At 69.3% G+C, this 9601-nt stretch carries 11 protein-coding genes; 5 read left to right on the forward strand and 6 right to left on the reverse strand.

The annotated features are described in order from the left end of the window. Nucleotides 1-330 precede the first annotated feature (330 nt). The 3 genes from G3I77_RS40050 to G3I77_RS40060 all read right to left on the reverse strand — a co-directional run bounded on the left by G3I77_RS40050 (nt 331) and on the right by G3I77_RS40060 (nt 3758). On the reverse strand, nt 331-2088 hold the full coding sequence (locus G3I77_RS40050; RefSeq protein ID WP_248512319.1) for a lysyl oxidase family protein: 1758 nt from the start codon (nt 2086-2088) through the stop codon (nt 331-333). Between the two features lie 483 nt (nt 2089-2571). Next, nucleotides 2572-3039, reverse strand: coding sequence for a hypothetical protein (locus tag G3I77_RS40055; RefSeq protein WP_248512321.1), 468 nt, complete (start codon nt 3037-3039; stop codon nt 2572-2574). 47 nt (nt 3040-3086) lie between these two features. Continuing rightward, nucleotides 3087-3758 carry a CDP-alcohol phosphatidyltransferase family protein gene (locus tag G3I77_RS40060; protein WP_248512323.1) on the reverse strand — a complete coding sequence of 224 codons (672 nt, stop codon included), beginning with the start codon at nt 3756-3758 and terminating at the stop codon, nt 3087-3089. A gap of 148 nt (nt 3759-3906) precedes the next feature. Between G3I77_RS40060 and G3I77_RS40065 the strand changes: the two genes are divergently transcribed. After that, the gene (locus tag G3I77_RS40065; RefSeq protein WP_248512325.1) at nt 3907-4476 is read left to right on the forward strand and encodes an SRPBCC family protein; all 570 of its coding nucleotides are present in this window, start codon (nt 3907-3909) and stop codon (nt 4474-4476) included. A 525-nt stretch (nt 4477-5001) separates the two neighbouring features. Beyond that, a complete protein-coding gene (locus tag G3I77_RS40070) occupies nt 5002-5511 on the forward strand; it encodes a MauE/DoxX family redox-associated membrane protein (RefSeq protein ID WP_248512327.1) in 510 nt (169 codons plus the stop codon). Here the strand turns inward: G3I77_RS40070 and G3I77_RS40075 are convergent. The 3 genes from G3I77_RS40075 to G3I77_RS40085 are packed head-to-tail and all read right to left on the reverse strand — an operon-like array spanning nt 5469 to nt 6636. Then, nucleotides 5469-6077, reverse strand: coding sequence for an IS3 family transposase (locus G3I77_RS40075; RefSeq protein ID WP_248512329.1), 609 nt, complete (start codon nt 6075-6077; stop codon nt 5469-5471). The genes G3I77_RS40070 and G3I77_RS40075 overlap by 43 nt on opposite strands. Continuing rightward, nucleotides 6077-6340, reverse strand: a complete 264-nt coding sequence (locus G3I77_RS41030; protein ID WP_248512331.1) for an IS3 family transposase — start codon at nt 6338-6340, stop codon at nt 6077-6079. Before G3I77_RS41030 ends, G3I77_RS40075 begins: the two co-directional genes overlap by 1 nt. Further along, the gene (locus tag G3I77_RS40085) at nt 6337-6636 is read right to left on the reverse strand and encodes a transposase (RefSeq protein WP_374388667.1); all 300 of its coding nucleotides are present in this window, start codon (nt 6634-6636) and stop codon (nt 6337-6339) included. Before G3I77_RS40085 ends, G3I77_RS41030 begins: the two co-directional genes overlap by 4 nt. A gap of 89 nt (nt 6637-6725) precedes the next feature. Here G3I77_RS40085 and G3I77_RS40090 point away from each other — a divergent pair, with 89 nt between their 5' ends. Genes G3I77_RS40090 through G3I77_RS40100 form a run of 3 tightly spaced genes read left to right on the forward strand, consistent with a single transcriptional unit; the run spans nt 6726 to nt 9493 of the window. After that, nucleotides 6726-7019, forward strand: coding sequence for a hypothetical protein (locus G3I77_RS40090; RefSeq protein ID WP_248512333.1), 294 nt, complete (start codon nt 6726-6728; stop codon nt 7017-7019). Between the two features lie 51 nt (nt 7020-7070). Further along, nucleotides 7071-8681: a radical SAM protein gene (locus tag G3I77_RS40095; protein WP_248512337.1), complete on the forward strand. Its 1611-nt coding sequence runs from the start codon at nt 7071-7073 to the stop codon at nt 8679-8681. Continuing rightward, on the forward strand, nt 8678-9493 hold the full coding sequence (locus G3I77_RS40100; RefSeq protein ID WP_248512339.1) for a class I SAM-dependent methyltransferase: 816 nt from the start codon (nt 8678-8680) through the stop codon (nt 9491-9493). Before G3I77_RS40095 ends, G3I77_RS40100 begins: the two co-directional genes overlap by 4 nt. Nucleotides 9494-9601 lie beyond the last annotated feature (108 nt).

A 9601-nucleotide genomic window follows, 5' to 3' on the forward strand; every position in this document is an offset into this window, starting at 1 on the left:
CCAGGACCGGGACGGCCTGCCGGCTCGAAGAACAAGCACAGGGCCAGGCACCACGACGTTGGCAAGACAGCCAAACGCGCTGAATCGATCAAGGAGCACCGAGCTCAGCGAGGATAAACGCCAAGCTGAAGCCGCGCGAGGCGGACGGTCGACTACTCGGCCCTGCAGAGTGCGAATAACTCCTACCTCGCGAAGACGCCCAAAGCGGCACATGGGCAAAACTCGCATACCGAAAAAACGCTACGTGAACGCCCACTCAGACACTGCCGCCCATGGTCGCGTCCCCGCCCTGCTCCCAGGCGGGGACGCTTCCCCAGACGCGTGGCAGGGTCAGTTGGCGTTCACCAGCTCGTGCGCCGGCACGGTGACCGTCCGCTTACCCGGCTTGCCGCCGAGCACGATCTTCCGCAGGGCACTGTTGTTGTCGAGATTGGTTTCCTTCAGCCGCTTCTCCGGGTTGGCCAGCACCTGGATGTAGTAGGTGCCGTTGGGCACGCCGGTGATGTCGAAGGACTGGCCCGGCAGGTCCTGGGTGTAAGTGTCACCGGAGCCGACGTCCAGCACTTCGCGGACGGAGATCGAGTTCTCCTCACCGCAGGCGGTGGCCAGGTCCGTGTTGTACGGGTGCCAGTTGGCGTTCTTCACGGTGTAGTCGATCGCGTCGGTGTTGGCCAGGCAGAAGGCTTCCTTGCCGCTGCGCACGGCCTCCTTCTTGTCCGCCTTCAGCAGCCGGTAACTGGCGAAGTCGGTGAAGTGCCAGTGCACGTGCCCCGGGCGCGGGTCCCACTCCATGGTGCCGGTCGGGGTGTAGCCGACCTGCTTGCCCTTGGCGTCGTAGAAGTACTGGAAGGCGTCCATCTTGGCCTTGCCGGGCGAGCGGAACCCGTCCACCACGAGCTGCGCCGGGCCGGCGTTCCAGACGTTGGCGCTGAAGGCCAGGTAGTCCTTGCCCGGGATGTCCTTGCCGCCGTCGCTGATGGTGATGCCGTAGGCCGGCAGCGAGCGCAGGTCCGGCTTGGGGACGTCCGGGACGGAGGGCTTACCGGTGGGCCGCTTCGACAGCGGTTTGAGGGCGGGCGCCTGACGCGAGCCGTCGGTCTGGCCGCCGATGTCCCCGGCTTGTGGAGACAGCGTGGACTTCTGCTTCTTCTTCAGCGCCCACGGCAGCGCCGGCGGCGCGGCCTTCAGCGGACCGTGGCCCACGTTGTACGAGGGGCCTGCACCGCTCGTCACCGGCGCGGCGGCCTCGGCGGGGGCCGGGGCATGCCCCGGCCCGTGACCGGCGTGCGCGGTCGGCGCCTGGTGCCCGGCACCGTGCCCGGCATGCTCGCCGGCCTTCGCGGACCGGGACATTGCCTCGGTGGTGCCCTCTTCTTCCTCGTAGCTTCGTTCCACCACGGTCACCTTGACGGTGGCCGTCTTGTCGGCGATGCCGAACAGGTCGCGGTACTTCTTGGCGACACCGATCTTGGCCGTGTACTTGCCGGCCGGCAGCCGGATCGGCTCGGTGTAGGAGCCCGCGTAGGTGTTGGCCGCCCAGCCCTTCTCGATGCCCCACACGGAGCCGAGGGTGAAGGGGTTGGTGGGGCAGCTCTCCGGATACTTGGAGGTGGAGGGTGCGTCGGGCCGCACTCGGCCGCTGGCGTTGTTCGGGCAGAAGCTCTCGGTGCGGGTGAGGACCTTCTTGCCGGCTTTGTCGGTGAGGGTGATCTCTGCGAAGCCGGGCAGCCCGGAGAAGTCCTTCACGGTGCCTGTGGGCAGCTTCTTCGCCTTGGCCTTGCCGCCCTCGTACACGGTCTGGGTGACAGTCACCGGGTCCTTGTAGGACTTCCGGGTCACCTTGAGCTCCAGCGGCGTCCCCTCGGCGATGAGGTAGGTGCCGAGGTCCAGGTACACACCCGGCTCCTCCTTCCAGGAGGTGAGCGTCACCGAAGTGGTCGCCGCGATGAGGCTCAGCTCGGGGCCCGTCGCGGCCTTCGCCGGCTCCTGCGCTGCGGCCACGATGCCGGCCGTAACGGCCGTCACGGCGATGGCCGTGGTGCCGGCGAGCAGCGTACGCCGCAGCCGAGCGGTGCGCTTTCTGGTCATGGTTCCCTCGTCCTCCGGTGCTGTGAGAAGGAAGCAGGCGGCACGGCGCGTCGCGAGGTCCGAGCCGGGGCCGTCTGTGAGAGGCGTTTGCTTCGCCCGCGCTGTGAGAGGAACGGATCGGTTACCCGGTTGCCCGAAAGACGGAATGGGGTGGGGTGTTGGCCGAATGCCGTCGTAGCGACGAGATCCGGTCGTCGGTGCGGGCACACCTCACCCGAGGGCAGTCCCTCTGATACAGACGCCGCATTGTCGACGCGCAGGTTTCGCACCCCCGGGTGGCAGACCCGTTGGAGGGCGGACGGCTCCCGCAGCGTAATGCCCGCCTGCCGGGATCATCGTCATGTCGTCACACCGGCTACTGCTGTTACCCGATCGGAGCGTTCACGGCACTCCTGCTCCGAACCGCCACAGCGGCCAAGAGGTCCCCCGAGCCGGCGCCTCGAACCGTAGACCGTGTCAGGGACGTCGCGTCCCTGACAGATATCAGGTGTGGCATTGGCCCCTCACCAGGTCTGCATGCGGGCGGAAGCAGGCTCGGCCCGCACGTTCCATGGTCGGTTGATCTACCGCTTCACACGTGTTGTCCATCGGGCGCAGCTTGTCCGTCAGGACACCGTCGGGCTTGCGGATCTGGTCCGGGAAGTCCTCGGAGAACAAGCCCTTGGAGGCCGCCGGGAGTTCGCTGACGAACTGCTCGGCGGTGTGATGGCCGTCGAAGCGACCCGCCCTCGCTGTCGCAGGGGGAGCGGAAGACGTCGCCGGGTGACGTGTTGAGCCGTGCATCTTGTTCCAGGCGATGACGAAGTAGGCGAGGTAGATGACGGATTTGGCGATCTTGTCGTCGGCTGCGGCGGCTTCGAAGGCCGAGAGCCTGGAGGGGCCGCTGACCGGGGCGAGCGCCCCCAGCGCGGGCCATGTGGCGTTCCGGCAGGGCGTACGGGTGGAGGGCACGCCGCAGCCGGATGCGCCGGCGGACAGCAGGCAGTGACCGAGGCGGGTCAGCGGCGGACCAGGTGCCGGAGGGCGATGACGGCCTGCAGGACGGCGGCCGGGCGCAGCAGGACGGGGCGGGGCCGCTCGGGCATGGCGCCGCGGCGCAGTGCGACTGCGGTGACGGTGACGACGGGCAGCGCCCAGGCGGCGATGGCCGCCACTCGTACGGTGCGGCTGGGTTCGTGGCGCAGGGTGAGCCACATCCAGAACGCGGCGTCGGCGAAGGTGTCGGCGTAGTCGCCGAAGGGGGAGGTCGTCCCCTGATGGCGGGCCAGGCGCCCGTCGGCCAGATCAAGGCCGACTGCCACCGCCCCGGAGACACGCCCGGATGCGCCGGGCAGGGCGGGCAGGTTGCCGCGCAGCAGCGTCAGGATGTCTGCGTGGGCAAGGCGGGTGCGGTGCTCCAGCAGCCCCAGGTGCGAGGCAGCGAGTCCCCAACTGGCGGCCACCCAGCGCCGTCCGGGCCGCCTCCCGGCCGCCAGCGCGTACAGGACGGCGTGCAGGGCGGTGAGCTCGGCCAGGGCACGGGGGCGCCGGGTGGCCTGGAGCAGCGACCGGTGTGCTGCCAGGCCGAGGAAGCGCATGACCGCGGCCGGAGAGAGGTTGTCCGCACGCAGACCGGCCAGCAGCGCGTTCGTCGCGGCACGGCTGCCGGCCATCTCGGAAACAGGCTCCATGTTCCTTGGTCCTCCACCACGACGGCGATGGCGCTCAGAGTAGGGGCCGACGCGCCGGGAGGAAGGTGAGCGCGCTCACTGATCGGCGGACATGCCCGGCTTAGCGTCGTACGTGAGACAGGGACGGACGCGTGGAGAGGTCGGGCCAATGGCGTGGATCGGTGCTCTAGGGGCGGTGACCGTGGCGGGCGCGGGAGCGGCGGGCGGGTATCTGGGACTGGTGACCGGGGCACTGCCGCTGGATATGGGCGTCGGGCGGCGCACACGACCGCTGGGGCCGCAGACCGTCGACATCGGGGCACCGCGGGAGGTGGTGTCCGACGTCATCGCCCAGCCGTATCTGGGGCGGGCCACCCGAGCGATGCGCGAGAAGGTCACGGTGCTGGAACAGGGCAGCGACATGGTGCTCGCCGCCCACTACACCCCGGTCGCGGGCGGGCGGCTGACGGCGACGACGGTGGAGACGGTGCGGTTCACCCGCCCGGAGCGGGTCGACTTCCGCCTGGTGCGCGGGCCCGTTCCAGCGGTCACCGAATCGTTCACCCTCACTGAGCGCGAGTCCGGTACGCGGCTGGTCTACGAGGGTGAACTCGCCACGGATCTGTGGCGCGCCGGGCAGTGGTGGGGTGGCCTGGTCGCCCCACGGTGGGAAGCGACCGTCGCGGCCTCCCTGGCCGCGGTCCGACAAGAGGCAGAGCGGCGCTCGGGTCTGCGGTGAGCGGATCGCCGGTACCGTACGGCGGGGCGGCGGGGTGCTGGTGGGTGTCCGTTCGGTCGAGCCAGATGGTCTCCAGGCCACGCCCGGCCAGTTGCGGCCGGCGGCCACCAGCAGGTGCTGCCCGCGCGGATCATCGTCTTGCTCGGGATGCACGCCCGATACGGATACTGCCCGCCGACCAGTTCCGCAGGCACTGCCCGCCGACCAGATCCGCTTCCACCCCGACCACATCAGCCCTTCTCCGACCAGACGCTCAACGGCATGCTCACTGCTGACGCCCATGCCGATCACAGCCGCCGACCAGCGGCACCGTGGCCGCACCGACCGTGCCCGTGGCCTTGAGAGCCTGAAGGCGAGGCGGGCGGGGAGACCGCTGACCGTTCACCTGGCACCTCCCGATCCCCCGGATGCGGGCTCGCCCGGCGGCGAGATCCGCTTCGCTCTTCGACCGTGCCGGGAGCGGGGATGGTGGTTCGGTGAGCGCGCTTACAGTTCTCGCCGCGGCCGGGAGCCTACGGTCGTTTCATGGTGCTGAGGATCGTGCTCGGGACGGTGTACACGGCCATGGGCGTCGGCCAGCTCGCCTCCTTCGGGCACATGCCGCGGATTCTGTCCGCGTACGGGCTGGTGACCGGCAGTGCCGCGACCGTGCTGGCCGTGGTGCTGATCGCGGGCGAACTGGTGTGCGGGATCTGGTTCCTGGCCCGCCCCCGCTCGAAGGCGCCGGCGCCGGTGTGGGTGTACACGGCCGTGTCGGTGGTGTGGGGGGTGCTGGCCGTGCAGGCGTACGCGCGGGGCTTGGCCGTCGCCAACTGTGGCTGCTTCGGGATCTACCTGGCCCAGCGGCTGAGCTGGTTCGTGCTGCTCCAGGACGCCCTGACCCTGCTGTACGCGGCCGTGTTGTTCCGCTCCGCCCGCCCCGGGCCCGCGCCTTCGCATGCCGATCGGGAGGTGAGCTTGTTCCGCTTTGACGGACACCATTGGTGTGGTGGTCAGGCTGCGAGTGCGGTCTCGTATTCGGCGGGACTGCGGTAGCCGAGGCTGCTGTGCAGACGGTGCAAGTTGTACCAGCCCTCGATGAAGTCGAAGATCGCGGTGCGGGCGGCGGCCCGGCTGGGCCAGGAGCCGGTGCTGAGCAACTCCCTCTTGATGGTGGCGAAGAACGACTCGGCGAGTGCGTTGTCCCAGCACTGTCCGGTGCGGCCGACCGACAGACGCACCCCCAACTGGTGTGCCAGCGAGGCAAATTGTTGGCTGGTGTACTGACAGCCACGGTCCGAGTGAAAGATCACCGGACGGGTGGGGCGGCGCTTGCGGCAGGCGGCCGTGAGGGCATCGGCGACCAGATCGGTCCGCAGGTGGTCGGCCGTCGCCCAGCCGACCACGCGGCGGGAGGCGATGTCGATGACGGTGGCCAGATAGAGCCAGCCCTCTTCCGTGGCGATGTAGGTGATGTCGCCGCACCAGCGGGCATCCAGGCCGGCGGGGTCGGGCTGGAAGTCCCGCGCGACGAGATCGGGCCGCAGGGCAGCTCGTGGATCGGGGACCGTCGTCAGGTGTCGTCGTCTGCGGTGCCGGCCCTGCAGGCCGGCAGCCCGCATCAGCCGCGCGACACGTCGGCGGCCACATCCGGCGCCTGCCGCTTGAGCACGGCATGCACGCGCGGGGCGCCGTAGGTTCCCCGCGATCTCGTGTGGACGTCGGCGATCTGTTCCGCCAGCTCGGCGTCACGGAGCGCGCGGGGACCAGGCTTGGCAGCGCGGCGAGGATAGAAGGCGGTCCGGGAGACCTTCAGCAGCTCACACGCTCGTTTGACGCTGTGACCTGCACGCTTCTCCGCCTCGATGAACGGGTGCACCGTCACCGGGTCTCCTTCGCGAAGAAAGCCGTGGCCCGCTTGAGGATGTCGACGTCCTCACGCAGACGGCGGTTCTCCCGCCGCAGTGCGGCCAGTTCCTCGCGTTCGCCGCTGGTCAGGCCGTCCCGCTCGCCCGCGTCGACCTCGGCTTGCTTCACCCAGTCACGCACCGCGGTCTCGGTCAGATCGAAGTCCTTGGCGATCTGACCGACCGAGCGGTCACCGCGTCGACACAGCTCGACGATCTCCGCCTTGAACTCCGGGGTGAACGAGCGACGAGGGCGAGGCTTCTTCTTCCCCATGCTCTCCATGATGGACATCCTCCCGGGGGCTGAACCCCTGATCTCGGATGTCCGCCAAAGCGGATCAAGCCCAGAGGAGGTGAGGGGCGGTGCCGGCATCCGGTGAGCGTTCCGGTCCGGGTGGCACGGCGGTGGCCGTGGGCGCCGGGCTGCAGATGGTGGTGTGCTGCGCGGCCCCTCTGCTCGCGGCCGGCGGTGCACTCGGCGTGGTCGGCGGTGCCCTGTCCCATGGGTGGCTGATCACCGTCGGCGCGGTCATCCTCCTCGCCGGCGCGGGCTGTCCGCTGAGGTGCCGGGTCGGTCGCCGCCGGGGCGCCGGCCGGATGACTGATGCCCGGCCGTCCCGGCTCACCTCTCCCGCCGCAGGTGGGCGAGAACCCTGATCGTGACGACGCCCAGTGAGTGAAGGAAGCCCATTCATGGAGGAGGTACGCGTGACCCAGGGACCCGCCCCCCGCCGCAAGGCCGACCGCGACGAGGTGTTCGTGGAGTTCACCAAGTCCATCTGCCCCATGTGCAAGAAACCCATCGACGCACAGGTCAACATCCGCAACGAGAAGGTCTATCTGCGGAAGCGGTGCGGTGAGCACGGTGAGTTCGAGGCGCTGGTCTACGGGGACGCCGAGGAGTACCTGTCCTCGGCCCGCTTCAACAAGCCCGGCACGATTCCGCTCACGTTCCAGACCGAGGTGAAGGACGGCTGTCCCAGCGACTGCGGGCTGTGCCCGGAGCACAAGCAGCACGCTTGCCTGGGGATCATCGAGGTCAACACCGGCTGCAATCTGGACTGCCCCATCTGCTTCGCCGACTCCGGACACCAGCCATGGGGGTCCCCCCGCTCGAGCGGAGCCGAGAGTGGGGGAGGCTACTCCATCACCCACGAGCAGTGCGCGGCCATGCTCGACGCGTTCGTTGAATCCGAGGGCGAGGCTGAGGTGGTGATGTTCTCCGGCGGAGAGCCCACCATCCACAAGCACATCCTCGACTTCATCGATCTGGCCCAGACCCGCCCGATCAAGAACGTCAACCTCAACACCAACGGCATCCGCCTGGCCACCGACCGGCGGTTCGTCGCCGAACTCGGCAAACGCAACCAGGTCGAGGGCAAGTCCGTGAACATCTACCTTCAGTTCGACGGTTTCGACGAGCGCACGCACATGGAGATCCGGGGCCGTGACCTGCGCACGTTCAAGCGGCGGGCCCTGGACAACTGCGCCGAGCACGGGCTGACCGTCACCCTCGTCGCCGCGGTCGAGCGCGGGCTGAACGAGCACGAACTCGGGGCGATCATCGAGTACGGCATCGACGACCCCGCGGTCCGCTCGGTGGCGTTCCAGCCGGTCACCCACTCGGGCCGGCACGTGGAGTTCGACCCGCTGAACCGGCTCACCAACCCCGACGTCATCCGCCTCATCAACGACCAGCGGCCCAACTGGTTTCAGAAGGGCGACTTCTTCCCCGTACCGTGCTGCTTCCCGACCTGCCGCTCCATCACCTACCTCCTCGTTGACGGCGAACCGGGCAACCGCACCGTGATCCCGATCCCGCGGCTGCTGAACGTCGAGGACTACCTCGACTACGTCACCAACCGGGTCATGCCCGAAGCCGGGATCCGCGAGGCCCTGGAGAAACTGTGGTCCGCCTCCGCGTTCATGGGCACCGCCACGACCGATGAGAAGCTGCGGGCGACGGCAGAGGCGCTGGACTGCGCTGACGCCTGCGGCATCGACCTCCCCGAAGCGGTGAAGGACCTCAACGACAAGGCGTTCATGATCGTCGTGCAGGACTTCCAGGATCCCTACACCCTCAACGTCAAGCAGCTGATGAAGTGCTGCGTCGAGGAGATCACCCCCGACGGACGCCTCATCCCCTTCTGCGCCTACAACTCCGTCGGCTACCGCGAACAGGTGCGTGCCAAGATGTCCGGTGTCCCCGTCGCCCCGGTCGCGCCGAACGCGCTGCCGCTCGCCGGCCGTCTGACGGCGACGCCGTACGGGTCGAAGACCGCGAACACCCCTGGCGCAGAAGGGACGTTCCCGTCATGACGCAGCCGCCCACCGGTGAGGAGCTGAAGGCGTGCTGCGCCGCCGCGTATTCCTCCGACATCGTCGCCCTGCTCCTCGGGGAGTCCTACCATCCCGGCGGTACCGTCCTGACCCGGCGCCTCGCCGACGGCCTTGGCCTGGCCCCGGGTGCGCGGGTCCTCGATGTCGCCTCCGGCCGCGGCACCACCGCCCTGCTGCTGGCCGACACCTACGGCGCCGACGTCGACGGGGTGGACTACGCGCCGGCGAACACCGCCCTCGCCCAGGGCGCCGCCCAGGCCGCCGGCCTCACCGACCGGGCACGGTTCACCACCGGGGACGCCGAACACCTGCCGTACCCGGATGGCGTCTTCGACGCCGTGGTGTGCGAGTGCGCCCTGTGTACCTTTCCCGACAAGACGCGCGCGGCGGCCGAGTTCGCCCGAGCACTTCGGCCGGGCGGGCGCCTCGGCATCACCGACGTCACCATCGATCCCACCCGGCTTCCGCCCGAGCTCACCGGCCTCGGCGCCCGGATCGCCTGCATCGCCGACGCCCGGCCGCTTGAGGAGTACACCGAGATCCTGGCCGGCGCGGGACTTCGCACGCTCCGTACCGAGCGCCACGATCAGGCGATGCTGCGGATGATCGACCAGATCGAGGCGAGGCTGAATCTGCTGCGCATGACCGCCCCGGCCCGTCTTTTGGCCGCGGGTGTCGACCTCGACGCCGCCCCTGCCGTCCTGGCGGCCGCCCGTGCGGCGGTCGCGGACGGTGTTCTCGGCTACGCGCTGCTGATCGCAGAGCGCACGCCGGCGTTGTCACGTTGTTGAGTGTGGGGTCGTCTGACGGTGTGCCGGGGCGTGGTGGAGTCGGGTTCCGGCTGTGTACTTACGGCGTGGTGGACAGGCCGGCAACTCCAGTGATCTGCTCCCAGATCG

Source organism: Streptomyces sp. D2-8, assembly GCF_023184515.1.
In the GTDB taxonomy this organism is placed as follows: domain Bacteria; phylum Actinomycetota; class Actinomycetes; order Streptomycetales; family Streptomycetaceae; genus Streptomyces.

What these genes read in the sequence shown, in the direction of transcription:
- G3I77_RS40050 (WP_248512319.1), bottom strand. Translation starts at nt 2,088, where the DNA reads ATGACCAGAAAGCGCACCGCTCGGCTGCGGCGTACGCTGCTCGCCGGC.
- G3I77_RS40100 (WP_248512339.1), top strand. Translation starts at nt 8,678, where the DNA reads ATGACGCAGCCGCCCACCGGTGAGGAGCTGAAGGCGTGCTGCGCCGCC.
- G3I77_RS40085 (WP_374388667.1), bottom strand. Translation starts at nt 6,636, where the DNA reads ATGGGGAAGAAGAAGCCTCGCCCTCGTCGCTCGTTCACCCCGGAGTTC.
- G3I77_RS40065 (WP_248512325.1), top strand. Translation starts at nt 3,907, where the DNA reads ATGGCGTGGATCGGTGCTCTAGGGGCGGTGACCGTGGCGGGCGCGGGA.
- G3I77_RS40060 (WP_248512323.1), bottom strand. Translation starts at nt 3,758, where the DNA reads ATGGAGCCTGTTTCCGAGATGGCCGGCAGCCGTGCCGCGACGAACGCG.
- G3I77_RS40075 (WP_248512329.1), bottom strand. Translation starts at nt 6,077, where the DNA reads ATGCGGGCTGCCGGCCTGCAGGGCCGGCACCGCAGACGACGACACCTG.
- G3I77_RS40070 (WP_248512327.1), top strand. Translation starts at nt 5,002, where the DNA reads ATGGTGCTGAGGATCGTGCTCGGGACGGTGTACACGGCCATGGGCGTC.